22 protein-coding genes are annotated in these 24,341 nt (G+C 54.9%); 18 read left to right on the top strand and 4 right to left on the bottom strand.

Features of this window, described 5'->3' with window-relative positions; genetic code table 11:
• Nucleotides 1–69: 69 nt before the first annotated feature.
• From C0U40_RS06675 to C0U40_RS06600, 16 genes are all read left to right on the top strand, one after another.
• Nucleotides 70–294 (top strand): DUF5337 family protein, encoded by a 225-nt coding sequence (locus C0U40_RS06675; RefSeq protein WP_101654996.1) that lies wholly within the window; start codon nt 70–72, stop codon nt 292–294.
• Nucleotides 295–297: 3 nt separating this feature from the next.
• Nucleotides 298–1,593 carry an NADH-quinone oxidoreductase subunit NuoF gene (gene nuoF / locus C0U40_RS06670; RefSeq protein ID WP_101654995.1) on the top strand — a complete coding sequence of 432 codons (1,296 nt, stop codon included), beginning with the start codon at nt 298–300 and terminating at the stop codon, nt 1,591–1,593.
• A 176-nt stretch (nt 1,594–1,769) separates the two neighbouring features.
• Nucleotides 1,770–2,168 (top strand): DUF5333 domain-containing protein, encoded by a 399-nt coding sequence (locus C0U40_RS06665; RefSeq protein ID WP_101654994.1) that lies wholly within the window; start codon nt 1,770–1,772, stop codon nt 2,166–2,168.
• A 218-nt stretch (nt 2,169–2,386) separates the two neighbouring features.
• Nucleotides 2,387–4,405, top strand: a complete 2,019-nt coding sequence (gene nuoG / locus C0U40_RS06660) for an NADH-quinone oxidoreductase subunit NuoG (RefSeq protein ID WP_101654993.1) — start codon at nt 2,387–2,389, stop codon at nt 4,403–4,405.
• Between the two features lie 3 nt (nt 4,406–4,408).
• A complete protein-coding gene (locus C0U40_RS06655; RefSeq protein WP_101654992.1) occupies nt 4,409–4,801 on the top strand; it encodes a hypothetical protein in 393 nt (130 codons plus the stop codon).
• A 10-nt stretch (nt 4,802–4,811) separates the two neighbouring features.
• The gene (gene nuoH, locus C0U40_RS06650; protein WP_101654991.1) at nt 4,812–5,867 is read left to right on the top strand and encodes an NADH-quinone oxidoreductase subunit NuoH; all 1,056 of its coding nucleotides are present in this window, start codon (nt 4,812–4,814) and stop codon (nt 5,865–5,867) included.
• Nucleotides 5,867–6,358, top strand: a complete 492-nt coding sequence (nuoI, locus tag C0U40_RS06645; RefSeq protein WP_069299725.1) for an NADH-quinone oxidoreductase subunit NuoI — start codon at nt 5,867–5,869, stop codon at nt 6,356–6,358. The genes nuoH and nuoI overlap by 1 nt, the downstream gene beginning before the upstream one ends.
• A 67-nt stretch (nt 6,359–6,425) precedes the next feature.
• Nucleotides 6,426–6,824: a carboxymuconolactone decarboxylase family protein gene (locus C0U40_RS06640; RefSeq protein WP_101654990.1), complete on the top strand. Its 399-nt coding sequence runs from the start codon at nt 6,426–6,428 to the stop codon at nt 6,822–6,824.
• Entirely contained in the window at nt 6,821–7,435 is a 615-nt protein-coding gene (locus C0U40_RS06635; protein ID WP_101654989.1) for an NADH-quinone oxidoreductase subunit J, read from the top strand. The genes C0U40_RS06640 and C0U40_RS06635 overlap by 4 nt, the downstream gene beginning before the upstream one ends.
• A 34-nt stretch (nt 7,436–7,469) precedes the next feature.
• Nucleotides 7,470–7,775: an NADH-quinone oxidoreductase subunit NuoK gene (nuoK, locus tag C0U40_RS06630; protein WP_069299728.1), complete on the top strand. Its 306-nt coding sequence runs from the start codon at nt 7,470–7,472 to the stop codon at nt 7,773–7,775.
• A 9-nt stretch (nt 7,776–7,784) separates the two neighbouring features.
• Nucleotides 7,785–9,767, top strand: a complete 1,983-nt coding sequence (gene nuoL / locus C0U40_RS06625) for an NADH-quinone oxidoreductase subunit L (protein WP_101654988.1) — start codon at nt 7,785–7,787, stop codon at nt 9,765–9,767.
• A complete protein-coding gene (locus C0U40_RS06620) occupies nt 9,767–11,311 on the top strand; it encodes an NADH-quinone oxidoreductase subunit M (RefSeq protein WP_101654987.1) in 1,545 nt (514 codons plus the stop codon). Before nuoL ends, C0U40_RS06620 begins: the two co-directional genes overlap by 1 nt.
• A gap of 15 nt (nt 11,312–11,326) precedes the next feature.
• The gene (nuoN, locus tag C0U40_RS06615; RefSeq protein ID WP_101654986.1) at nt 11,327–12,769 is read left to right on the top strand and encodes an NADH-quinone oxidoreductase subunit NuoN; all 1,443 of its coding nucleotides are present in this window, start codon (nt 11,327–11,329) and stop codon (nt 12,767–12,769) included.
• Nucleotides 12,769–13,518 carry a biotin--[acetyl-CoA-carboxylase] ligase gene (locus C0U40_RS06610; protein ID WP_180957641.1) on the top strand — a complete coding sequence of 250 codons (750 nt, stop codon included), beginning with the start codon at nt 12,769–12,771 and terminating at the stop codon, nt 13,516–13,518. Before nuoN ends, C0U40_RS06610 begins: the two co-directional genes overlap by 1 nt.
• 9 nt (nt 13,519–13,527) lie before the next feature.
• Nucleotides 13,528–14,298, top strand: a complete 771-nt coding sequence (locus tag C0U40_RS06605; protein WP_101654984.1) for a type III pantothenate kinase — start codon at nt 13,528–13,530, stop codon at nt 14,296–14,298.
• Entirely contained in the window at nt 14,299–15,969 is a 1,671-nt protein-coding gene (locus C0U40_RS06600) for a ribonuclease J (protein WP_101654983.1), read from the top strand.
• Nucleotides 15,970–16,076: 107 nt separating this feature from the next.
• Here C0U40_RS06600 and C0U40_RS06595 read toward each other — a convergent pair whose 3' ends face one another.
• Nucleotides 16,077–17,816, bottom strand: a complete 1,740-nt coding sequence (locus C0U40_RS06595; protein WP_101654982.1) for a DEAD/DEAH box helicase — start codon at nt 17,814–17,816, stop codon at nt 16,077–16,079.
• Nucleotides 17,817–18,221: 405 nt separating this feature from the next.
• On the opposite strand from C0U40_RS06595, the gene C0U40_RS06590 reads away from it, so the two are divergent.
• Entirely contained in the window at nt 18,222–18,932 is a 711-nt protein-coding gene (locus C0U40_RS06590; protein WP_145991901.1) for a hypothetical protein, read from the top strand.
• A 98-nt stretch (nt 18,933–19,030) separates the two neighbouring features.
• On the opposite strand, the gene C0U40_RS06585 is transcribed toward C0U40_RS06590, so the two are convergent.
• Complete coding sequence (locus C0U40_RS06585) at nt 19,031–20,641, bottom strand: peptide chain release factor 3 (RefSeq protein ID WP_101654980.1); 1,611 nt, start codon at nt 20,639–20,641, stop codon at nt 19,031–19,033.
• Nucleotides 20,642–20,807: 166 nt separating this feature from the next.
• Between C0U40_RS06585 and C0U40_RS06580 the strand changes: the two genes are divergently transcribed.
• Nucleotides 20,808–21,272 carry a BrnA antitoxin family protein gene (locus C0U40_RS06580; RefSeq protein ID WP_101654979.1) on the top strand — a complete coding sequence of 155 codons (465 nt, stop codon included), beginning with the start codon at nt 20,808–20,810 and terminating at the stop codon, nt 21,270–21,272.
• Here the strand turns inward: C0U40_RS06580 and C0U40_RS06575 are convergent.
• Both C0U40_RS06575 and C0U40_RS06570 read right to left on the bottom strand, forming a co-directional pair.
• Nucleotides 21,265–22,035, bottom strand: a complete 771-nt coding sequence (locus C0U40_RS06575; protein ID WP_180957640.1) for a LytTR family DNA-binding domain-containing protein — start codon at nt 22,033–22,035, stop codon at nt 21,265–21,267. The two genes, C0U40_RS06580 and C0U40_RS06575, sit on opposite strands and share 8 nt — an antisense overlap.
• 458 nt (nt 22,036–22,493) lie before the next feature.
• Nucleotides 22,494–24,314 (bottom strand): ABC transporter ATP-binding protein, encoded by a 1,821-nt coding sequence (locus tag C0U40_RS06570; protein ID WP_101654977.1) that lies wholly within the window; start codon nt 24,312–24,314, stop codon nt 22,494–22,496.
• Between the last annotated feature and the right edge of the window lie 27 nt (nt 24,315–24,341).

The raw sequence follows: 24,341 nt of genomic DNA, 5'->3' as shown, positions 1-24,341 counted from the left end.
GGTTAAGCCTGACCGTCAGGGCGGGTGTGGCAAAGTCTTCCGGCTTTGCTAATATGAAAGGAAGACCGATTGGCCAGAAACCATCCTGATCCGGCGTCCGCGCAAATACGGATCGCATCTATCGTCATAATCGTGACGATGGTGATATGGATGGGGGCCAGTTGGATAGGCGGGATGATCGGACTGCCGACACGCTTTGCGTTTCTGTTCGATTTCGCCGCTTTGGCCGCGTTCTTCTGGGCGCTGGTTGTTTTGTATCAAGCCTGGCGCAAACGCCAGAACATGAAGGATTAGACGATGCTCGCTGATCAGGACCGCATCTTTACAAATATTTACGGTATGCACGAGCGCACGCTCAAGGGCGCCCAGCAGCGTGGCCATTGGGATGGCACGGCCAATATCATTAAGAAAGGCCGCGACTGGATCATCGACGAGATGAAGAAATCTGGCCTGCGCGGACGGGGCGGTGCGGGCTTTCCGACCGGCCTGAAATGGTCTTTCATGCCAAAGGAAAGCGACGGTCGTCCGTCTTATCTGGTTATTAACGCTGACGAATCCGAACCGGGCACCTGTAAAGACCGCGAGATCATGCGCCATGATCCCCACACGCTGATCGAAGGGGCGCTGATCGCCAGTTTCGCTATGAATGCGAATACCTGCTACATCTACATCCGCGGTGAATTCATCCGCGAACGGGAAGCCCTGCAAAACGCCATCGACGAAGCTTATGATGCAGGCCTGCTTGGCAAGAACGCGGCGAAATCCGGCTGGGATTTCGATCTGTTCCTCTCCCACGGGGCGGGTGCCTATATCTGCGGTGAAGAAACAGCACTGCTTGAAAGCCTTGAAGGTAAAAAAGGCATGCCGCGCATGAAGCCGCCTTTCCCTGCTGGGGCTGGTCTGTACGGTTGCCCGACTACAGTTAACAACGTCGAATCCATCGCTGTGGTGCCAACAATCCTGCGCCGTGGTGCGGAGTGGTTTACCGGCTTTGGCCGCCCGAACAATGCGGGTACCAAACTGTTTGCCTTCTCGGGTCATGTGAACAACCCCTGTGTTGTCGAAGATGCGATGTCCACACCGCTGCGCGAGCTGATCGATCGTCACTGTGGTGGCGTTCGTGGTGGCTGGGATAACCTTAAGGCGGTAATTCCGGGCGGTGCGTCCGTGCCTCTGCTGCCCAAAGACATGTGCGACGAAGCGATCATGGATTTTGACTGGCTGCGCGAACAGCGTTCGGGTCTCGGAACGGCTGCTGTGATCGTGATGGACCAGAACACCGATGTGATCAAAGCGATCTGGCGTCTGTCTGCATTCTACAAGCACGAATCCTGTGGTCAGTGTACACCATGCCGCGAAGGCACCGGCTGGATGATGCGGGTCATGGACCGTCTGGTCAAAGGCGAGGCAGAGGTTGAGGAAATCGACATGCTGCTGGATGTGACCAAACAGGTCGAGGGGCACACGATCTGTGCTCTTGGCGATGCGGCGGCCTGGCCAATTCAAGGTCTGATCCGTCACTTCCGCGATGAAATCGAAGACCGGATCAAGCACAAACGCACCGGTCGCGTCAGCGCTGTTGCTGCTGAATAATTACGACCCTTTCAAAAACGCGCTCCGGCTTTCGGGGCGCGTTTTCTGTTTTGGCGAAGGCAATATTTCGCCCCTGTAACACGCTGTGAACCGCGTGTTATTGCATAACACGGTGATCACCCCATTTATTCCTCCTGAGCATTGACCCGATCCATCGGGCAAGACAGGAGAATTATATGCGCATTCTACTTACAGCCGCACTGACCGGTTTGATGGCGACCACAGCCATGGCGAATCCCCCCTTGCGGGAGGTGAAAGAGATCAACGACGGTCTGCTTTATGTAGGGCTGGCCGATGAGATCCGCAAAAATTGTGACAGTATTTCCGGCCGCATCTTCAAGGGGATAGGCCGCTTGCGTGCGATTCACAAACAGGCGCAGGATATGGGGTATTCCAAAGAGGAAATTGAAACCTTCGTTGACAGCCGTGCAGAGAAGAACCGACTGAAAGCACGTGGCCGTGCCTATCTTAAGGCCAACGGAGCAAGCCTTGAGAACAAACAGTCGATGTGTGCGCTGGGTCGCAAGGAGATCGCCAAGGGGAGCGCGATTGGCTCTTTGTTGTACGAAAATTAACTAAGTAAAAAACTCAGGTATTTATCTGTTTTCGCAAGGGTTTCCGTTTCAGGGCCGCTTTGGCTTTGAAATGGAACTTTGTGACTTTTTTACCCCCAAATTTGCTTTTCTTTGGTTGAGGCCCGCGCCAAGCTGCGGTATCTGGCAGTACGGCGGTGTTAGACCGCTGTTACTCAAAAGTAAGCCCAGAGCGCGGCGCGCTCGATTTGGGAGGCGGCATGACCGATTTGCGCAAAATCATCATCGACGATACCGAAGTAGAAGTGGATGGCGCAATGACGCTGATCCAGGCCTGTGAAGTAGCTGGCGTCGAAATTCCCCGGTTTTGTTATCACGAAAGACTGACCATCGCTGGCAACTGCCGCATGTGTCTTGTCGAAGTTGTCGGCGGTCCGCCCAAACCTGCGGCTTCTTGCGCGATGCAGGTTCGCGATCTGCGCCCCGGACCGGAAGGCCAGCCGCCTGTGGTGAAGACCAAATCACCAATGGTTAAAAAGGCCCGCGAAGGGGTCATGGAATTTTTGCTGATCAACCATCCGCTTGATTGCCCGATCTGTGATCAGGGTGGCGAGTGCGATTTGCAGGATCAGGCAATGGCTTACGGGGTGGATTTCTCCCGTTTCCGAGAAGCCAAACGCGCTGTGGACGATCTGGATCTGGGGCCGCTTGTGGATACCCAGATGACCCGCTGCATTTCCTGCACCCGCTGCGTGCGGTTCACCAGCGAAGTTGCCGGTATCACCCAGATGGGCCAGACAGGTCGTGGTGAGGATGCGGAAATCACCAGCTATCTGAACCAGACGCTCGATTCGGAATTGCAGGGCAATATCATTGATCTGTGTCCGGTTGGTGCGCTGACGTCCAAGCCTTACGCCTTTACCGCCCGTCCTTGGGAATTGAAGAAAACAGAAACCATCGACGTGATGGACGCGCTTGGCTCTAACATCCGTGTGGATACCAAGGGTCGCGAAGTGATGCGTATCCTGCCGCGCAACCATGACGGTGTGAACGAAGAATGGCTGTCCGACAAATCCCGCTTTATCTGGGATGGTCTGCGGCGCCAGCGACTGGACCGCCCCTATGTCCGTGTTGATGGCAAGTTGAAACCGGCCAGCTGGGACGAAGCCTTTGCGGCGATCAAAACCGCTGTCGACGGGAAATCCGTTGCCGGTCTGATTGGTGATCTGGTCAGCGCTGAAGCTGCTTTTGCCTTGAAATCCCTGATCACTGCCATGGGCGGTGAAGTGGATTGCCGCGTTGATGGTGCGAAATTGCCTGCGGGCAACCGCTCTGGCTATGTCGGTACGGGCACAATCGAAGATATCGACAGTGCCGAGATGATCCAACTGATCGGCACCAACCCGCGGGCCGAAGCACCTGTGCTGAACGCGCGTCTGCGCAAGGCATGGATGCGCGGCGCGGACATTGGTCTGGTGGGTGAAGCCATTGATCTAACCTATGATTATGCGCATGCTGGTACAGATGTTTCCGATCTGTCGGGGCTTCTAGACGGCGATCACGCCGGCGTTCAGGACAAAGCGTCCATGGTTATCATCGGGCAGGGTGCCTTGCAGGGTGACAACGGCGCGGATGTTCTGGCGGCTGCTATGGCGCTGGCCGAGAAAACAAATTCCAAATTCATGGTACTGCACACAGCCGCAGGGCGCGTCGGCGCGATGGATCTGGGCTGCACAAGCGAAGAAGGGCCGGAAGCGCTCGTTTCCCGTGCGGAAGTGGTGTTCAACCTTGGCGTTGACGAGACCGAAATCGCTGGGGGTCCGTTTGTGATCTATCAGGGCAGCCACGGCGATCGCGGAGCGCACCGCGCTGATGTGATCCTGCCGGGTGCGGCTTACACCGAAGAAAGCGGTATCTTTGTAAACACCGAAGGACGGCCTCAGATGGCATTCCGTGCAGGGTTCGCGCCGGGCGATGCCCGCGAAAACTGGGCAATCCTGCGGGCGCTGTCCGGTGAACTTGGTCATACGCTGCCTTTTGACAGTCTCACAGCTTTGCGGGCCGCCATGTTCGGCGAAGTTCCCCATCTCGGGGCGATCGATCAGGTGCCGGAAAACGAATGGCAGGCTGTTTCGGGTAAGGCTCTTGGGAAAGGTGCTCTCGCCTATGCGATTTCAGAGCACTACCAGACCAACCCGATTGCCCGTGCCAGTCAGGTAATGGCAGAGCTGTCCGCAAATGCAGCGGCGCGGCGTGCTGGCAAGCTGGCGGCGGAGTAACCGGTGAAAGCGGCACTGCTCATATCCACTTGCGCGGCGCTGGCCGCCTGCACAGCCGGAGAGACTTCGGATGTAGAGAGTGGTATCGTGCCGGAATACGGGACTGTCCAAACCAAATTGCTGGAAGGCGATCTGGTCAGTTTTGACGTAAACATGCGCGGTGCAAGTTCGGACGAGGATGTTTTGGCCTTCACCGATTGTGTCGCGGCGCAATATGCGTTGATCCGCGGCAGCGGTTTCGCGCGGAGGGTGCGCAATGACGTGGAACGTCATCGCGGCAACTGGATCGGGCAGGGGGTTTACACCCTTTCTTCGGCCTACCCGGGCGGGCGCTACGTAATAGATGCAGAAGTTACGGCAGCAGACTGCCGTGCTAACAACATTCCGATGGTTTAAGAGGCGGATTATGGACGGATTTTTTGCAACCAACCTTGGCACACTGGTGATTGTGATCGGCCAGTGTCTGTTGGTCACGGCTTTCGTGATGATCAGCCTGCTGTTTCTGGTTTACGGCGACCGTAAAGTCTGGGGCGCTGTGCAGATGCGGCGCGGCCCGAACGTGGTTGGCCCTTGGGGGCTGCTGCAAACTGTGGCGGACGCCGCGAAATACATCTTCAAAGAAGTGCTGATCCCTGACGGGGCCGATAAGACGGTCTTCCTGCTGGCACCACTGGCCTCATTCATTCTCGCCCTCATAGCTTGGGCGGTTATTCCGTTTTCCGAAGATATGGTTCTGGCAAACCTGAACGTTGCCGTTCTGTATATCTTTGCTATCGGTTCGCTGGAAGTTTACGGCGTTATCATGGGCGGTTGGGCATCCAACTCCAAATACCCGTTCCTCGGCTCCCTGCGCTCTGCTGCTCAGATGATCTCTTACGAGGTGTCTATCGGTTTCATCATCGTTGGTATCATCATTTCCACCGGCTCACTCAGCCTTGTGGACATTGTAAAGGCACAAGAAGGCAACTGGGGTCTGTTCAACTGGTACTGGCTGCCACACTTCCCGATGGTCTTCCTGTTTTTCATCAGTGCACTTGCAGAAACCAACCGCCCGCCGTTCGACCTTCCCGAAGCGGAATCCGAACTGGTTGCCGGTTATCAGGTTGAATATTCCTCGACTCCGTTCCTGCTGTTCATGGCCGGTGAATATATCGCCATCTGGCTGATGTGCGCGCTGACTTCCATCTTCTTCTTCGGCGGCTGGCTGTCCCCGATCCCGGGTCTTCCGGACGGTGCGCTGTGGCTGGTGCTGAAGATGTCTTTCTTCTTCTTCCTCTTCGCGATGGTGAAGGCTGTGGTTCCACGCTACCGCTACGACCAGTTGATGCGCATCGGCTGGAAAGTCTTCCTGCCAATGTCCCTGATCTGGGTTGTGGTTGTGTCGATCCTTGCATTTACCGACGGGGATGATCGTAATCTCGGCGGCCTGTGGGCACGCTGGCAAGTGGAGGCGTCAAACTAATGGCTTTTGACTACGCACGCGCAACCAAATATTTCCTTCTTCAGGATTTCTTTGTCGGCATGAAACTGGGTCTGAAGTATTTCTTTGGCCCCAAGGCGACCCTGAACTACCCCCATGAAAAAGGCCCGCTTAGCCCGCGGTTCCGTGGAGAACACGCACTGCGCCGCTACCCGAACGGGGAAGAGCGCTGCATCGCCTGTAAATTGTGCGAAGCGATCTGCCCTGCACAGGCGATCACCATTGACGCGGAACCCCGCGAGGACGGTTCCCGCCGGACCACCCGTTATGACATCGACATGACGAAGTGCATTTACTGCGGTTTCTGTCAGGAAGCCTGTCCGGTTGATGCGATTGTCGAAGGCCCGAACTTCGAATTCGCCACGGAAACCCGCGAGGAACTGTTCTACGACAAGGCAAAACTGCTTTCGAACGGGGACCGCTGGGAAGCCGAAATTGCACGAAATATCGAAATGGATGCACCGTACCGATGACCGACAAGCCAGGCATTGATACCTATCCTAAAGGAGCAGCCCTGCTGTTCCCGAGCGGGGGGGCGGTATGAACGACTTAAACAAGATGTTTGAGGGTTTTCTCAAGCAGAGCCAGCAAATGGCGGACCAGATGGGCAAGGAGTTTGCGAAAACCCAGTCCCAGTGGTTTGACGCCACCAAGGACATGATGCCGGAAGGTGTCGCTGCGATGATGCAGGATCTGGTCGGGGAAGGCCTTGATGCCAAGACCCGCGCGCTTGCAACCATCGCCGGACTGACGGCAAAAGGCGCCGAGGACACTGTGGTACTGACCACAGCAATCAATCTGGCCCTGTCTGCGGGTGCCTCGAAACGAGAAATAACAGAAACAATCCTGCAAATGACCAGCGTTGGCGCTGTGACAGGCGCACAAAAAGCAATCATGGTGGCTATGTCCGCCTTTGCCATGGATGGAGCGAAAACATGAGCGTCACTGCGATGGCATTCTATCTCTTTGCGATAACCGGCGTCGGGGGTTCCCTGATGGTGGTCCTTTCGCGCAATCCGGTGCACTCGGTGCTCTGGCTCATTCTTGCGTTTTTCAGCGCGGCAGGTCTGTTCATCCTCATGGGCGCGGAATTTGTCGCCATGCTGCTGGCGATTGTTTATGTGGGCGCGGTTGCGGTTCTCTTCCTGTTTGTTGTGATGATGCTGGATGTGGACTTTGCGGAACTGCGTGGCGGTATCCAGCGCTTTATGCCACTTGGTTTGTTGATCGGCCTGATCCTTCTAATCGAGCTTGGTCTGGTTTACGGCCACTGGAACATGGCGGAAAACGCGGATGCGCTGTTGCAGTCGCCAACCCCCGAACTGTCCGAAGCCCATAACACGCTGGCGCTCGGCCAGTTGATCTACACCGATTACATCTACCTGTTTCAGGCATCCGGCCTGATCCTGCTGGTGGCGATGATCGGGGCCATCGTGCTGACACTGCGCCACCGCGTGGATGTAAAGCGCCAGAACGTTGTGCAGCAGATGCACCGCGATCCGGCCAAAGCGATGCAGCTTAAAGACGTTAAATCAGGGCAGGGGTTGTGATGACTGTTGCCTGTACCAGAACCGGAGCATTGTGATGATTACGCTTGAACACTACCTCACAGTTGCCGCGATGATGTTTGTAATCGGCATCTTCGGCATCTTCCTGAACCGGAAGAACGTGATCGTCATTTTGATGTCCATCGAATTGATCCTGCTGTCGGTCAATATCAACCTCGTCGCCTTTTCCACCCATCTGGGGGATTTGGTCGGCCAGATTTTCACGCTGTTCGTGCTTACCGTGGCCGCAGCAGAGGCCGCGATCGGCCTTGCAATTCTAGTATGTTTCTTCCGGAACCGCGGCACAATCGCGGTGGAAGATGTGAATGTGATGAAGGGGTAGAACGTACCAATGGAAACCATTCTCCTCTTTGCCCCTCTGGTGGGCGCGCTGATCTGCGGCTTTGGCTGGCGGGTATTGGGCGAAACGGCGGCAACTTACGTGTCTACCGGTTTGCTGATGCTGGCGGCGGTTCTGTCCTGGATCATCTTCTTTAGTTATGATGCCCATGACGGTGTTCAAGTCACACCAATCTTCCGCTTTATCGAAAGCGGCACGCTGTCTACCGACTGGTCCATCCGGATCGACCGACTGACAGCAATCATGCTGGTTGTGATCAACACGGTGTCCGCACTGGTTCATATGTACTCGCTCGGCTATATGGCCCATGACGAGAACTTCAAAGAAGGCGAGAGCTATCGCCCCCGCTTCTTTGCTTACCTGTCCTTCTTTACATTTGCGATGCTGATGCTGGTGACAGCAGACAACCTGCTGCAGATGTTCTTTGGCTGGGAAGGTGTGGGCGTTGCCTCTTACCTGCTGATCGGTTTCTATTTCCGCAAGCCAAGCGCGAATGCGGCAAACATCAAGGCGTTTGTCGTAAACCGCGTCGGGGATTTCGGGTTCCTGTTGGGGATCTTCGGACTGTACTACCTGTCTGACAGCATCAACTTTTCGGAAATCCTTGATCCGGAAAACGCGCACCACATTGCGGAACAGTCGATCCGCTTCCTGAGCTGGGACGTGAATGCACTAGAGATCATTACCTTCCTGCTGTTTGTCGGTGCGATGGGTAAATCGGCACAACTGCTGTTGCACACCTGGTTGCCGGACGCGATGGAAGGCCCGACACCTGTGTCCGCGCTGATCCACGCCGCGACGATGGTTACAGCGGGTGTGTTCATGGTCTGCCGTATGTCCCCCCTGATGGAATATGCGACCTTCACACCGAACTTCATCGTGTTCATCGGTGCCACGACAGCTTTCTTTGCGGCAACTGTCGGCCTGGTCCAGAACGATATCAAACGGGTTATCGCCTATTCCACCTGTTCACAGCTTGGCTATATGTTTGTGGCTGCAGGTGTCGGTGCCTATCCGGTTGCCATGTTCCACCTGTTTACACACGCTTTCTTTAAGGCGATGCTGTTCCTTGGTGCGGGTTCCGTGATCCACGCGATGCACCACGAGCAGGACATGCGGAACTACGGCAACCTGCGCAAAAAGATCCCCTACACCTTCTGGGCGATGATGATCGGTACGCTGGCCATCACCGGCGTAGGTATTCCGCTGACACACATCGGCTTTGCCGGCTTCCTGTCAAAAGATGCCATCATCGAAAGCGCTTTTGCGGGCGGGACCGGCGTTGCAACCTATGCCTTCATCATGCTGGTAATCGCTGCCTGTTTCACAAGCTTCTATTCCTGGCGGCTGATCTTCCTCACCTTCTATGGCGAGGAACGTGGAGACCACCACACCCACGAACACGCCCACGAGAGCCCGATGGTTATGGTTATCCCTCTCGCGGTTCTGGCGCTTGGAGCGATCTTTGCGGGGATGCTGTGGTATGACGATTTCTTCGGCCACCATGTAGAAGAATGGTTTGAATACGCGGTATACATGAACCACGACACGAATTCGGTCATCCATGATGCCCATGACGTGCCGAAGTGGGTCAAAGTCAGCCCGTTCGTTGCCATGCTGCTCGGCTTTATCGTGTCCTGGATGTTCTACATCAAGAACACTTCACTGCCCAAGAAGCTGGCTGCGCAACAGCACATCCTTTACCAGTTCCTGCTGAACAAATGGTATTTCGACGAGATTTACGACGTGATCTTCGTGCGTCCCGCGAAATGGCTTGGCACCTTCCTCTGGAAGAAAGGCGACGGGGCTGTGATTGACGGCGGTCTCAACGGTCTGGCCATGGGCATCGTGCCCTGGTTCACCAAACTGGCGGGTCGGGCACAATCCGGCTACCTGTTCCACTATGCCTTCGCGATGTTCGTCGGACTGGCTGCACTTATTACATGGTTTGCGATCGGCGGAGGCGCACACTGATGGACAATCTTCTATCTATTGTAACCTTCCTGCCCATGCTGGCAGCCCTCATCCTCGCGGTTTTCCTGCGGGGCACGGATGAGGCCGCACAGCGCAATGCCAAGATATTGGCATTGGTGGCGACACTGGCAACCTTTGTGATCTCTATTGCGATCTACACAGAGTTTGATCCCTCCAACACCGGCTTCCAACTGGTTGAGGAATACGAATGGTTTGGCGGTTTGACCTACAAACTGGGCGTTGACGGGATTTCGGTTCTCTTTGTCCTGCTGACCACCTTCCTGATGCCGGTTGTGATCGGTGCCTGTTGGAGCGTGAACGAGCGGGTCAAGGAATACATGATCCTGTTCCTGATCCTTGAGACCCTGATGATCGCCGTGTTCTGTGCGCTTGATCTGGTGTTGTTCTATGTGGTGTTCGAAGCCGGTCTGATCCCGATGTTCCTGATCATTGGTATCTGGGGGGGGCAGAACAAAGTCTATGCGGCGTTCAAGTTCTTCCTTTATACGCTGTTCGGTTCGGTTTTGATGCTGGTTGCCATGCTCGCCATGTGGTGGGATGCGGGCACCACAGATATTCCGACCCTGCTGAACCACGAGTTCTCCTCCGAGGCGTTCTCCCTGATGGGCTTCCAGATTGTCGGCGGTCTGCAAACCATGCTGTTCCTTGCCTTCTTTGCCAGCTTTGCGGTGAAGATGCCGATGTGGCCGGTGCACACATGGTTGCCTGACGCACACGTTCAGGCGCCAACGGCCGGTTCTGTGGTTCTGGCGGCGATCCTGCTGAAGATGGGGGGCTACGGCTTCCTCCGGTTCAGTCTGCCGATGTTCCCTGTTGCAAGTGAACTTCTGGCTACATTCGTTATGTCCCTGTCGGTGATTGCGATTATCTACACGTCTTTGGTGGCGATGATGCAGCAGGACATGAAAAAGCTGATTGCCTATTCTTCGGTCGCGCACATGGGTTTTGTGACCATGGGTATCTTTGCGATGAACCAGCAAGGCCTTGACGGTGCGATCTTCCAGATGATCAGCCACGGCTTTATCTCTGGCGCATTGTTCCTGTCTGTTGGCGTGATCTACGACCGGATGCACACCCGCGAGATCGACGCCTATGGCGGACTGGTCGTGCGGATGCCGGCCTATGCACTGGTCTTTATGTTCTTCACCATGGCCAACGTCGGCCTGCCAGGCACTTCCGGTTTTGTCGGGGAATTCCTGACCCTTTCGGCTGCTTTCCAGGTTAACACTTGGATTGCCTTCCTTGCCACGACCGGCGTGATCCTCTCTGCGGGCTATGCACTGTGGCTTTACCGCCGCGTGGTCTTCGGGGATCTGATCAAGGAAAGCCTGAAAACCATAACCGACATGAACACCCGCGAACGTCTGATGATGGTACCGCTGGTGGTGATGACTCTCTTGCTCGGGGTTTACCCTGCGCTGGTGCTCGATCTGATCGGCCCATCTGTCACACATCTTGTCGAAAACGTCCAATCTGCACTGCCTGAAACCGTTTCTGCGGTTGCCAGTGCGCCCAGCCACTAACGAAAGCGCAATTAGATGATTTCCAGCGATCTGAATATTGTTCTGCCAGAACTGATCCTTGCAGCCTTCGCCATGTTGGCGCTGATGTTCGGGGTCTACACCAAAAAGGACGAGACCGCGCCCGTGATCACCTGGGCTACGGCAGGGGTGATGATTGTGCTCGGCCTGTGGATTGCCTTCTCTCCGATGGCGAACCGCGATGCCTTTAACGGGGCGTTCGTTGACGATGGTTTTTCGCGCTTTGCCAAGGTTCTGATGCTTTGGGCCAGCGCAATCATGCTGCTGCTGAGCCAGGACTACCTGCGCCGCAACGATATGTTCAAATTTGAATACCCGATCCTGATCGCGCTTGCGACTTTGGGTATGATGATGATGGTTTCTGCCGGTGACCTGATGTCCCTCTATATGGGGCTGGAGTTGCAATCCCTTGCGCTCTACGTCATCGCGGCTTTCCGTCGTGACAGTCTGAAATCCACAGAGGCGGGTCTGAAGTACTTCGTTCTCGGGGCGTTGTCCTCCGGTATGCTGCTTTACGGTGCCTCCTTTGTTTACGGTTACACTGGCACGACAAATTTTGCCGGTATCGCCTCCACCATCCAAGCGGGTGAGCATCTGGAGCTTGGACTTGTCTTTGGTCTTGTGTTCCTTTGTGTCGGTCTGGCGTTCAAGATTTCCGCTGCACCGTTCCACATGTGGACACCGGATGTTTATGAAGGCTCGCCCACGCCGGTCACAGCCTTCTTTGCGACCGCACCGAAAGTTGCGGCAGGTGGTCTGTTTGCCCGTGTCATGTTTGACGCTTTTGACGGTGCGCAGGCGGACTGGACACAGATCGTGGCCTTCCTGTCGCTGGTGTCCATGTTCCTTGGCGCTGTCGCTGCGATCGGTCAGACCAATATCAAACGCCTGATGGCCTATTCTTCCATCTCTCACATGGGGTTCGCGTTGATGGGGCTGGCGGCTGGCACGGAAGCTGGCGTCAAAGCACTTCTGATCTATCTTGCGATCTATGTGGTGATGAACATCGGGACATTCGCCTTTATCCTGAACATGGAAAAGGACGGTCGTCCGGTCACAGACATCCGCAGCCTCGGCCAGTATTCCAAACAGGCACCGGGTCGTGCGGCTGCACTGACAGTGCTGCTGTTCTCGCTCGCCGGTATTCCGCCAATGGTCGGCTTCATCGGTAAGCTGTATGTGCTCCGTGCTGCAGTTGGCGCTGATATGGCATGGCTTGCTATCGGCGGTGCGATTGCATCGGTGATCGGTGTGTTCTACTACCTGCGGATCATCTACTACATGTACTTCGGCGAAGAGACAGACGGCCTGGATGGTAAGATGCCGGGTCTGCATTTTGTTGCCCTGATGGGGGCGGCTGCCCTGATGTTGATCGGGATCATCAATCCCTTCGGTCTGGAAAACTATGCCGCTCTGGCCGCGCAATCCTTGCTGAACTGATGCAAGGCTGGCCGGAGGGCACAGGAAAATTCGTCTTTGACACCATCGACAGCACGATGGCCGAAGCACGCCGGCAAGCCCCCGCAACAGCGGGGGCGGCTTGGTTTTTGTCCTATGAACAAACTGCCGGATCCGGCAGGCGGGGGCGTCCCTGGTCAAGCCAGAAGGGCAATTTTGCGGCTTCACTTCTGATCCGCCCTGAGGCAACGCCAGACAAACTGGCCCTGCGCAGTTTCGTGGCAGCTCTTGCGCTGTATGACGCGCTGGTTGAATGCACCGGACGCACGGAACCCTTTCAACTTAAATGGCCGAATGATGTTTTGCTGAACGGGGGGAAACTGGCAGGTATCTTGTTGGAAACCATTGCCGAAGGTCCCGACCGGTATGCGCTTGTGATCGGGATCGGGGTCAATCTGGCCAGCCGGCCCGAGACCGACAAGCTGGAAACCCGTGCTCTGACACCAAAGTCGCTGAAACACGATATGGGTATTAACATCAAGCCCGAGACCTTTCTTGACGCACTGGCTGTTGCCTATGCGGAGTGGGAAACTAGGTTACAGACCTACGGCTTTGCCCCGATCCGCGAGGCATGGCTGGCACGGGCAGCGAATATTGGCAAACCTGTCACTGCCCGTTTTTCGGATCAGGTGATTGAGGGAATTTTCAAGACGGTGGACGAGACAGGTGCGCTTATACTACAAGCAGCCGACAGGCAGCACGTGATCACGGCTGCCGATATTTCTCTTTAAGGATCGAATATGCTGTTAGCCATCGACGTAGGTAATACAAATACCGTCTTTGCAATTCATGACGGAACCACGTTCCTATCGGAATGGCGCTGTGCTACCGAACAGGCCCGTACTGCCGACCAATATTATGTCTGGCTGCGTAACTTGATGTTGCTGAACGGGATCTCACCGGAGATCGACCGGGTGGTGATTTCCTCTGTTGTGCCTCAGGTGGTGTTCAACCTGCGGGTCCTGAGCGACAAATACTTTGAATGCCGCCCCATCGTAGTGGGCAAGCCAGAGGTTGATCTGGGTGTTCCCGTCCGCGTGGACGCAGGCACACTGGTCGGAGCCGATCGCCTTGTGAATACGGTAGGGGCGTATGACCGTTATGGCGGCGACCTGATTGTTGTAGACTTCGGAACGGCCACCACATTTGATGTTGTGGATCAGGACGGGGCCTATATTGGCGGGGTAATCTCGCCCGGCGTGAACCTATCCATCAAAGCGCTGCACGAAGCCGCTGCCGCGCTGCCCCATATCGATGTGACCATGCCCGAGAACGTAATCGGCACCAACACGCTCGTCTGTATGCAGGCTGGTGTGTTCTGGGGCTATATCGGCCTGATTGAAGGCGTATGTAAGAAAATCCGCGAAGAGCATCCCCGTCCGATGAGAGTTATCGGGACAGGGGGGCTGGCGGGCCTGTTTGAACGGGGCACCGACCTTTTTGACAGTATTGACGGTGACCTAACCATGCACGGGCTCGTCCTGATTGCAGATAAAAACCGAGGCGAATAAATGAGTAAATCCGAACGTTTGATCTTCCTGCCGCTGGGTGGCGCAGGAGAGATCGGTATGAATATGTATCTTTACGGTTACGGCCCGAAAGGGAAGGAACGCTACATTCTTGTGGATGTGGGCGTAACCTTCCCGACGATGGACGGCACACCGGGTGTGGACCTGATCATGGCGGATACTGCCTATATCGAGGCGCGCGCCGACCGGCTGGAAGCCATCTTTATTACCCACGCCCACGAAGACCACATCGGCGCCTTGGGGTTGCTTTACGGTCGCTTGGGCGTGCCGGTTTACACCCGCAAATTCACCGGTGCTGTGGCACGTGCGAAAATGGAAGAGCACGGTCAAGACATCGACCGGATTGAAGTCATCGGCAGCTTTCCCGAAATGGTCGAACTTGGCCCGTTCAAGGTTGGCTTTATGCCGGTTGCCCACTCCATTCCCGAAGCTTCAGGTCTGGTGATTGATACGCCAAAGGGCCGGATCGTTCACACGGGCGATTTCAAGCTCGACCCCGATCCGATTGTAGGCGAGGCTTATAATCCTGCGCTGTACCGCGAGATTGCCAAGGATGGTGTTCAGGCGCTGGTCTGTGACAGTACCAACGTATTCTCGCCGCTGGCCGGACGCTCCGAAGCGGGTCTGGGCGGCAATATCACCCAGATGATGAAAGAGGCGACCGGTATGGTTGTCGCCACGACCTTTGCCTCTAACGTCGCCCGTCTGAAAACACTGGCACAGGCTGGTGTAGATTCGGGCCGTTCGGTTGTGGTGCTGGGGCGGGCGATGAAAAAGATGCTTGGCTATGCGAATTTCGCGGGGCTGATCGACAATTTCCCGCCGACCATCGATATTGAAGACGCCCGCGATATTCCGCGCGAAAACCTGATGCTTCTGGTTACTGGCAGTCAGGGCGAACGCCGCGCGGCTTCGGCGCAACTGGCCAACGGCAAATACCTTGGTATGGAACTGCGGGAAGGTGATACCTTCCTGTTTTCCTCCAAAACCATTCCCGGAAACGAAATCGGCGTTGGCAGGATCGTCAACAGTTTCAGCGAGATGGGCGTGAAAGTCATCGACGATGACAGCGGTCTTTATCACGTCTCCGGCCATGCGAACCGGCCCGATCTGGAAGAAATCCACAACATTTTCAAACCGAAGATGCTGGTGCCAATGCACGGTGAACACCGTCACCTACGAGAGCACGCTGAACTGGCCGAAGCGAAAGGCATCAGTGCCGTCATTGCTGCAAACGGTGCGATGGTTGATCTGGGGGGCGATGCGCCAAAGATCGTGGAAAATATCGAAACCGGCCGCCTGTATCTGGACGGTAAGTGTCTGATCGGTGCCTTTGACGGCGTTGTGCTGGAACGGATGCGTATGGCGATGCGCGGTACGGTTGTTGTCAGCCTGCTACTGGAAGACAACCAGCAGATTGGCGAAAGCTGGGCCGAGGTTCTGGGACTGCCAGAAACCCCGTCCAACAGTCCGTCCTTGCAAGAGGTTCTGGAACGCGAGATCGACGGGGAACTGTCTGCTGCGAAACGTAACCTGCTTGCGAGCGACGAACAGTTGGAAAAGCTGGTTCTGCGCACAGTCTCTCGTGTTTGCAAGGATCTTACCGGGAAGAAACCTGTGGCCAAAGTTCTGATCAACCGGCTGGTTGACTAGGGCCTAACGCCAAGAGCAAAGAAAAGGGCGTTCCGGATGACCGGAACGCCTTTTTTTTGTTTTATCTTTGTTAAGCCGAATACAACGGCCACTTGCAGCGCAGCGTCTTATTTTGTTTCTTCGCTTGCCGGTGCTTCTTCGGTTGCTGGCGTTTCGTCAGCCACGGGTTCGGAAGCTGCCTTTTTGTCTTCCACAGGAGCGTCTTCTGTCTTTGGCTCGGACGGTTCTGCCGGCATTTCCGCAGGTGCTTCCGTTACCTCTACAGTTTCTTCCTTGGGCGCAGTTTTCTTCGTAGCTTTCTTGCGAGGCGCACGCTTTTTCTTCTCTGCCACAGGTTTTTCTTCCGCCGGTTGGGCTTCAGCGACCTGATCCGTGATCGTTTCTTCCTCAACCGGTTGAGGCTCTTCGGATTTCTTAGGCTTTGTCCGTTTGATGTCGAAAGAACGCATCAAGAAGGCAGGGACGTGATCCCCCATGCCCACCACCTGATTTTTCGGTTCGGAGCGACCGCGTCTTTGTTGGTCTGATTTCTGGCTGCCATTGCCAGCGCTTTTCTCGTTCCGGCTGCGGGAATTCCGGTTGGCGTCAGATTTCTGCGTGGTGTTGTCTTTTGCAGGCTGGGTTTCTGCTTTTTGCGGCTTCGCAGCTGGCTTTTCATCCTGCGTATCGGGTTTGCGGCGGGATTTACTTCCACCGGAAAGGGCAGGTTGCTCCATCCGGTCGATTTTCTTCTCCACCAGTTCCTCGATTTTTTCGAGGTATTTTTCTTCGAACGGGGCGCAAATTGTGATGGCTTTCCCATCGCGGCCCGCACGGCCCGTCCGCCCGATCCGGTGGACATAGTCCTCGGAATGGATTGGCACATCAAAGTTAACGACATGGCTTACGGCTGGAACATCAAGACCACGCGCGGCAACATCCGAAGCCACAAGCAGTTTCAGATCACCGTTGCGAAAGGCTTCCAGTGTTTTGGTCCGAACGCTCTGATCCAGATCCCCGTGAATTGCGCCTGCATCAAAACCGTGTTTTTTCAGAGACTTCATCACAATATCCACATTGGACTTGCGATTGCAGAAGATGATGCCGTTATCCACCGCATCGCCTTCGGCTTTTAGAATCTCCCGCAGAACCTCGCGCTTTTCCTTGGCTTCGCTAGTGCGGTTGGAAGGCGTGAACATACAGATTTTCTGGGTGATGTTTTCACCCGTTGTGGCCTGACGGGCCACTTCGACACGTTCGGGATTTTGCAGGAATTCCTGCGTGATCCGTGTGATTTCCGGTGCCATTGTTGCTGAGAAGAACAGCGTCTGGCGGGTAAAGGGTGTCAGCTTGAAGATACGTTCGATATCGGGAATGAACCCCATGTCGAGCATCCGGTCTGCTTCGTCCACAACCATGATCTGAACACCGTTCAGCATCAGCTTGCCCCGTTCGAAATGGTCGAGCAAACGGCCCGGAGTGGCGATCAGCACATCAACGCCACGGTCGATCTTCTGGTCCTGATCCTTGAAGCTGACGCCGCCAATCAGAAGCGCCATCGTCAGTTTCAGGTGTTTTGCATAGACTTCAAAGTTCTCTGCAACCTGTGCGGCCAGTTCCCGCGTGGGGCAGAGCACCAGAGAGCGGGGCATGCGCGCCCGCGCGCGCCCTTTGGCGAGCTTTGTAATCATTGGCAGGGTGAAGCTGGCAGTCTTGCCTGTGCCTGTCTGGGCGATGCCCAGTACGTCACGGCCTTGCAGGGCAAGCGGAATTGCAGCAGCTTGGATTGGGGTCGGGGAAACATACCCGGCCTCATCAATGGCCTTCAGGACCTTAGGGTCCAGGTCCAGATCGGAAAATTTTATCATTCGAGCCTTATCGTTACGGCGTTGATTCATACCGCAAAGTTGGCTGCGGCTGGGGCCCCGTATTGGGCCCGTTCCTCTGCGCACTGACATAAATGTTTTTACAGAGGAGTCAACGCGGCGGGCTGGTTTCGCAACAATAAGCCCGAAATGCGCGGTCTGTTGCTGCAAAATTGACAATAAAATCCCCAAATCCGTGACTTTCCGCACCAAGCTGACAGTGGCAGGCTATTTCCGCAAACGGGAGTTAGTAGTATAGTAGGTGCAATTCAATAAAATTTTTATTTATCCAGAGGAAATACCATGCGACTGATGTCCGGCAGTTGGGGCAAAACCTATGCCTCTTTGATCAGCGATTTTCCCAAGACTTATGCCTCGCTGAATATCGACAAGAAATTCACTGACAGTTTGAAAGATCACAAACGGGTGGTCGAAAATTTAAAAAAGGCCGACAAACTGATTAACGGGTTTGCTATGGCGCGGGACGGTAACAGGGAACCATTTCTGGAACCCTACACAGGGGCGGTTGCGGTATGTAAATCCAGTCACAAGGCTTTCGCGGCAAAGCTGAAAGCCAGCTATAATAAATACAAACCCAAGGCAAAAATTGTTCAAAAGACCTTCGATGCTTCCTACAACGCACTGGTTAAAGATTTGCAAACACTGGTGGATCAGGCGGACAGCCAGATCAAGGGAATGAAACAGGAAATCAAAGGGGATGAGATGAAGGCGGAAAAATCCGCCAAGGCCATTATCGATTTGCAAGGGAAAGAGGACAAACACTATCAGGCTTTTTTCAATTGGAAGAAACAACTGGAAAAGAAGCCTGACATCAAGAAGTGGAACGCCGAATTCGAAAAGATGATCAAGCCCTTGGACAAGACCTATGGGGCGGCTTCGCTCTGGGCCAAGAACAACAAAAAACTCAAGAATAAGGAATTTCTTAAGGCTTATAAGTCATTAAAGCCCTTACTTGGTCAATTTAAAGTCAAGGAAGATGCAGATGAAGAAGCGTTGAGAGAGAAAATGGACCTCTACCATAATCCTGTGATCGATTGTTCGCGGGAACTCGGAAAGATGGAAATCAAAGACGACAAAAAGCCGAAAATCTCTGTCTGATAAAGACGAGTTGAAGCAATAGAGCGGAGGTGGCGGGTAGGGTGCCGGTATGAACACGGGCTGGTCCAGCCCGTATTCACTACTGTTTAAACGATTGTTTAAACGACCAGCATTTCTTTGGTGCTGGTCAGTTTCAGATCGGGATAGTCCCGCTCCACCCGGTCAATGTCCCATTGCAGACGGGTCATAAAGACGGGATCGCCATCGTGGTCAAATGCGATGTGGCCCTTGTTCACGTTGATAAACCCGTCCACCTTGTCTTTCGGGCCATTCAGCCATCGGGCGGAGGTAAACTGGGTCGGCTCGAAACGGACGGGAATACCATATTCCAGTTCGATCCGGCTGGCGAGCACTTCGAATTGCAAGGCTCCGACAACCCCGACGATCCAGCCTGCGCCAATGGCCGGTTTGAACAGTTTAGCTGCCCCTTCCTCTGCAAACTGGTTCAGCGCCTTGTCGAGATGTTTGGCTTTCATCGGATCGGTGGCCCGAACGGATTGCAGCAACTCGGGCGCAAAAGAGGGAATACCTGCAAAATGAAGGGCTTCGCCTTCGGTCAATGCATCGCCAATGCGCAACTGTCCGTGGTTCGGGATGCCGATGATATCACCCGCCCAAGCCTCTTCGGCCAGCTCGCGGTCGGACGCCAGAAACAGCATCGGAGAGGCAATCGCCATCGGTTTTTTGGTCCGCACATGGGTCAGCTTCATGCCCCGTTTGAAATGGCCCGAACACAGACGCACAAAAGCGATCCGGTCGCGGTGTTTGGGGTCCATATTGGCCTGAACCTTGAACACAAAGCCGGAAACCTTCTTTTCATCCGGTGAGACCTGCCGTTCGGCGGCAGGGCGCACTTGGGGTTTGGGCCCGAAGGTGCCGATGCCGTCCATCAGTTCCTGCACGCCAAAAGAATTGATCGCAGAGCCGAACCAAATCGGCGTCATTGTCCCGTCCAGAAATGCCTGATGGTCCAGTTCCGGCAGCAATTCGCGGGCCATCTCGATTTCTTCGAGCAGCTTTTCCAGAAGGTGTGCGGGGACGTGTTCTGCCAGTTTTGGATCGTCCAGACCGCTGATCTTGATCGAATCCGAAACCACGTTCCGGTCGGCGCGATCCATCAGTTCCAAGCGGTCGTTCAACAGGTCGTAACAGCCCATAAACTCTCGTCCGACACCAATGGGCCAGCTTGCGGGGCTCACGTCAATTGCCAGATTTTCCTGAATTTCGTCAATGATGTCAAAAGTTTCGCGGCTTTCACGGTCCATCTTGTTACAGAAGGTCAGGATCGGCATGTCGCGCATACGACAGACTTCAAACAGCTTTTGCGTCTGGCTTTCGACCCCTTTAGCCCCGTCGATTACCATAATAGCGGCGTCCACTGCGGTGAGCGTCCGGTAAGTATCTTCGGAAAAGTCGGAGTGGCCGGGGGTGTCCACCAGATTGAACCAGTAGTCGCGGAACTCGAAGGACATGGCCGAAGCGGACACCGAAATCCCGCGGTCTTTCTCCATCTGCATGAAGTCAGAACGGGTGCGGCGGGCTTCACCCTTGGCGCGCACCTGTCCGGCCATCTGGATCGCACCACCATAAAGCAGAAATTTTTCCGTCAGCGTGGTTTTACCCGCATCGGGATGCGAGATGATTGCGAAGGTGCGGCGACGGTCGATTTCCGGCGGCAACACGGGCTGGTTTGAGGTGCGATCTAACATGCGTGTGCGTATAGTTAAGCTTTGCAGGCGTGGCAAGAAAACAGCGTTGGGGCAGTGGCATTTATGCAGGATTAGTCTGCTTTCCGGCGAAGGGTACGCCGCGGCGAGGGCCTGTTAACTGAATTTGGCTAAAGTTTAATAAGCTGCACGATAAAGGAGACGCCCCTTGACCACGAAAGCCCAGGACACCGCACATGCAAATCTTGTTTACGAACTGAAGCGATTGCAAAGTGATTTCCAACAGCATTGGGTTAAGGGATCGTTACCACAGGGATGGAATGAAATTCCGCTGTTGCATCCTGTCGCGCCGGAAAAATCGGAAATCACGCTAAGTCTGGATGATGACATGCTCAAATGGTTTCGTAAATTCGGAACAGGGTTTGAGGCGCGGATCAACTCCATCCTGCGGATTTACTGGCACGCGTTGCAATCCGGATTGGTAAAATCCCACTGGGATGCAGAGGCAGCGGGGCCAAAGGACTATTCCCTGATCGAGGATATGTTGAAACTGAAGCTGAAGGATTTGCGCAGTGGCGAAAACGGACAGACGGAGGAAGCTGCAGATCTGGCGGAGGAGGTGGAACGTAGTCTCGCCGTGATCCGGAAGGCTCACGATGGCGGGGCTATATAATACCCTTTTCCTGTAGAAAGGTCTTGTGACTGCGCGATACCGGAACAGATACACCGTCCGACATCACAAGTGATACTTTCTGGCCGTCGCGTTCCACGTCGATGATCTCTGAGAAACGTACCCAGTGAGAACGGTGAACCTTAGCTCCGTTTGCGGGGTTGAGCTCGGCGACTGCGTCTCCAAACCTCATGTAGAGCATGTGAATACCAGTGTCGGTGTGCGCCTCTATGTAGTGATCGTTCATCGCCAGCCGGATGAGATAGCTGCCGCCGTTCGGACCGAGCCTGCGCAAGAACGTACACTCGCCCGAGATGTTTTCCGGCTCCGCGGCGGGCTCTCCGGATTCTTCGGGGGCCGCTGATGTTTCGGGCGCGACTACCGTTTCAGGGCGCTGGAGGTGATTTTCACGCGTCTTGACCGTGCTACCGCTTATCCAGATACAGGCGTGTACGAACAAATCCACCGCGGCCACCAGAAATAGCACCACCATCGGATGGGGCATCACGTCACGGGGATAAAACAGGCTCGAAAATTCCCAGCTTACAAAAGAAAATGGCAGCGCAAATACAGGCAGGTTCAGCAAGGTTCGCTGCCAGTAAGGAAGATGTCTAAACGCCAGATTCGTCCACACAGACACCAGACATCCGTAGGTGGTCGAGGTCAGAACGATTGCGCCCCAGAAATACAAACGAAATACAAAGGTGTCCTGCCGGTAGGTGTCAAACGGCCCGATCAGGGTGCAGATTATGGTAGCACCAATCATGATTATGAGCGTTGCCGGATGGGAAACACGGCGCTGCGCAGCGAAAAACACCCGTTTAAGAAAGTGTAAAGAGAGTGGGTTTTCACGAAAAACGGTCATGCGCTTGTAAACTCGAATTCAATTTATTGTGGCACGTAATCATTGAGGTGATTTGGGATACGCGTATCTGAAAAGGCCCTGATTTCAGGCTAATACATTGTAATATTGTGGAGAAAACAAAGTATGGCAAGGGATACAACTTTGAATTGTATTATCCTCTGGCTAATCTCCAGCCCGATCCATTCACGAAACAACCCATGCAATTCACGTAAACGGCGTTGTTTTCACCCTTTAGACCGTCAAGAAGGGAATACCCGAAGCGGTGTCGTGCTCGGGGGCGTTGGCCGAAGTTTCTGGTGTCGCGTAAAGAGTACTACGGCCAACGCCATGAGCGGCGTGGCATACAATCCAGCCCGATATTACTGCAGATCCTCAAGAACCCGATGACCGGGTGAAACCTCCCGATAGCGGGAGGGTGGGGGGATGTAGTCCACCGGAAAAATCGGGCTCGGAATAGGTTTGAAATTCAGTTCCTTGTCAATCTGGCGGTCGTTTGGATCGGGGCGCGGCACTGCGGACAGCAGGGTGCGTGTATAATCGTGCTGCGGATTTTCAAAGATTGCGGCACGCGGGCCGATTTCAACGATGCGCCCCAAATACATAACCGCAACCTGATGGGAAACCCTCTCGACCACGGCCATATCGTGGCTGATGAACAGATAGGACAGCTCCAGTTCTGACTGAAGCTCCATCATCAGGTTCAGAACCTGAGCCTGCACCGAAACATCAAGCGCGGAGACCGCCTCGTCTGCTACGATCAGCTTGGGGTTCAGCGCAAGGGCGCGGGCAATGGCAACGCGCTGGCGCTGACCGCCGGAAAATTCGTGGGGGTAGCGGTCAAGGAAGGTTTCGTTCAGCCCGCAACGGTCAAACAACTGCCGCGCCCGTTCGCGCATTTCGCCTTTTTTCCCAATGCCATAGTTGATCATCGGTTCGATTACCTGATCCACGACCTTGCGGGTCGGGTTGAGCGAGGCAAAAGGATCCTGAAAAATCATTTGCATATTGCGCCGTGCCTCATGGAGGTCGGCCCCGTTCATATCCAGAATGTTCACCCCGTTGATAATGACTTCCCCGCTCAGAGGTTCTTCAAGGCGTAATACAGACCGTCCCGCCGAGGATTTTCCGCAGCCGCTTTCCCCGACCAAAGACAGGGTTTCGCCCCGTTTCAGGGTGAAGGAAACATCTTCAACCGCGTGCACGTTGGCCACGGTACGGCGTAACAGTCCACCCTTCACCGGATAACGGGTGATCAGGTTTTTGACCTCAAGCAGAGTTTCTGTGCCGGCAATAATCGGTTTGGGCGGCTCGGCGCGGGTTTCGCCCATAATCGCCATCGGTTCGGGATTGGGCTTGCCTGCCATTTCACCCAGTTTCGGTACAGCAGCCAGCAGCGCGCGGGTGTATTCCTCTTTGGGATTGTTAAAGATTTCGGCTACAGGGCCTTCTTCGACCAGATTGCCACGGAACATCACCACAACGCGGTCCGCCATTTGCGCGACGACCGCCATGTCATGGGTGATGAACAGGACCGCCGTGCCGGTTTCTTCCTTCAACCGGTTGATAAGCGAGAGAATCTCGGCCTGAATTGTTACATCCAGCGCAGTGGTCGGCTCGTCCGCGATCAGCAGGCGTGGCTCACAGGCCAGTGCCATGGCAATCATCACACGCTGGCGCATCCCGCCGGATAATTCGTGGGGGTATTGCGTCAAGCGCCTTTCCGGTTCGGGGATGCGCACACGTTTCAACAGTTCCAGAGCGCGGGCCTCGGCCGCGTCACGGGACATTTTTTTATGCACCCGCAAGCCTTCGGTTAATTGCCGTCCCACTGTGAAAACCGGATTGAGCGAGGTCATCGGCTCCTGAAAGATCATCCCGATCTGGTTGCCCCGAATCGTGCGCATCAAATCGGCATCCGCTTCGGTCAGATCATTAACAGTGCCGTCAGCAGCCGTGAAATTCAGTTTGCCAGAAGCGATCTTGCCGCCACCGTATTCAATCAGGCGCATCAGCGACAGGGAAGAGACGGACTTGCCGGAGCCGCTTTCGCCGACCACACAAACGGTTTCCCCCGGATTAATGTGAAAGCTCACATCCTCAACCCCGACGACAACGCCGGAGTTTGTATCAAACTCCACCCGCAGATTTTCAAAGGAAACGAGTGGTTGACCGTCGGGCATGAAAGACTCCTGAATTTTCTTGAAGGA

The organism is Neptunicoccus cionae, assembly GCF_002860325.1.
Taxonomy (GTDB): Bacteria; Pseudomonadota; Alphaproteobacteria; order Rhodobacterales; family Rhodobacteraceae; genus Amylibacter; species Amylibacter lutimaris.
Note: the sequence above shows the minus strand (reverse complement) of the source record. Positions and strands in the feature narration are given on the sequence as shown.

Coding starts and splice junctions, on each gene's coding strand:
- nuoK (WP_069299728.1), top strand. CDS start 7,470: ATGATTACGCTTGAACACTACCTCACAGTTGCCGCGATGATGTTTGTA.
- C0U40_RS06605 (WP_101654984.1), top strand. CDS start 13,528: ATGCTGTTAGCCATCGACGTAGGTAATACAAATACCGTCTTTGCAATT.
- nuoG (WP_101654993.1), top strand. CDS start 2,387: ATGACCGATTTGCGCAAAATCATCATCGACGATACCGAAGTAGAAGTG.
- C0U40_RS06585 (WP_101654980.1), bottom strand. CDS start 20,641: ATGTTAGATCGCACCTCAAACCAGCCCGTGTTGCCGCCGGAAATCGAC.
- C0U40_RS06610 (WP_180957641.1), top strand. CDS start 12,769: ATGCAAGGCTGGCCGGAGGGCACAGGAAAATTCGTCTTTGACACCATC.
- C0U40_RS06620 (WP_101654987.1), top strand. CDS start 9,767: ATGGACAATCTTCTATCTATTGTAACCTTCCTGCCCATGCTGGCAGCC.
- C0U40_RS06595 (WP_101654982.1), bottom strand. CDS start 17,816: ATGATAAAATTTTCCGATCTGGACCTGGACCCTAAGGTCCTGAAGGCC.
- nuoN (WP_101654986.1), top strand. CDS start 11,327: ATGATTTCCAGCGATCTGAATATTGTTCTGCCAGAACTGATCCTTGCA.
- nuoL (WP_101654988.1), top strand. CDS start 7,785: ATGGAAACCATTCTCCTCTTTGCCCCTCTGGTGGGCGCGCTGATCTGC.
- C0U40_RS06575 (WP_180957640.1), bottom strand. CDS start 22,035: ATGATTGGTGCTACCATAATCTGCACCCTGATCGGGCCGTTTGACACC.
- C0U40_RS06640 (WP_101654990.1), top strand. CDS start 6,426: ATGAACGACTTAAACAAGATGTTTGAGGGTTTTCTCAAGCAGAGCCAG.
- C0U40_RS06635 (WP_101654989.1), top strand. CDS start 6,821: ATGAGCGTCACTGCGATGGCATTCTATCTCTTTGCGATAACCGGCGTC.
- C0U40_RS06665 (WP_101654994.1), top strand. CDS start 1,770: ATGCGCATTCTACTTACAGCCGCACTGACCGGTTTGATGGCGACCACA.
- nuoF (WP_101654995.1), top strand. CDS start 298: ATGCTCGCTGATCAGGACCGCATCTTTACAAATATTTACGGTATGCAC.
- nuoI (WP_069299725.1), top strand. CDS start 5,867: ATGGCTTTTGACTACGCACGCGCAACCAAATATTTCCTTCTTCAGGAT.
- C0U40_RS06600 (WP_101654983.1), top strand. CDS start 14,299: ATGAGTAAATCCGAACGTTTGATCTTCCTGCCGCTGGGTGGCGCAGGA.
- nuoH (WP_101654991.1), top strand. CDS start 4,812: ATGGACGGATTTTTTGCAACCAACCTTGGCACACTGGTGATTGTGATC.
- C0U40_RS06570 (WP_101654977.1), bottom strand. CDS start 24,314: ATGCCCGACGGTCAACCACTCGTTTCCTTTGAAAATCTGCGGGTGGAG.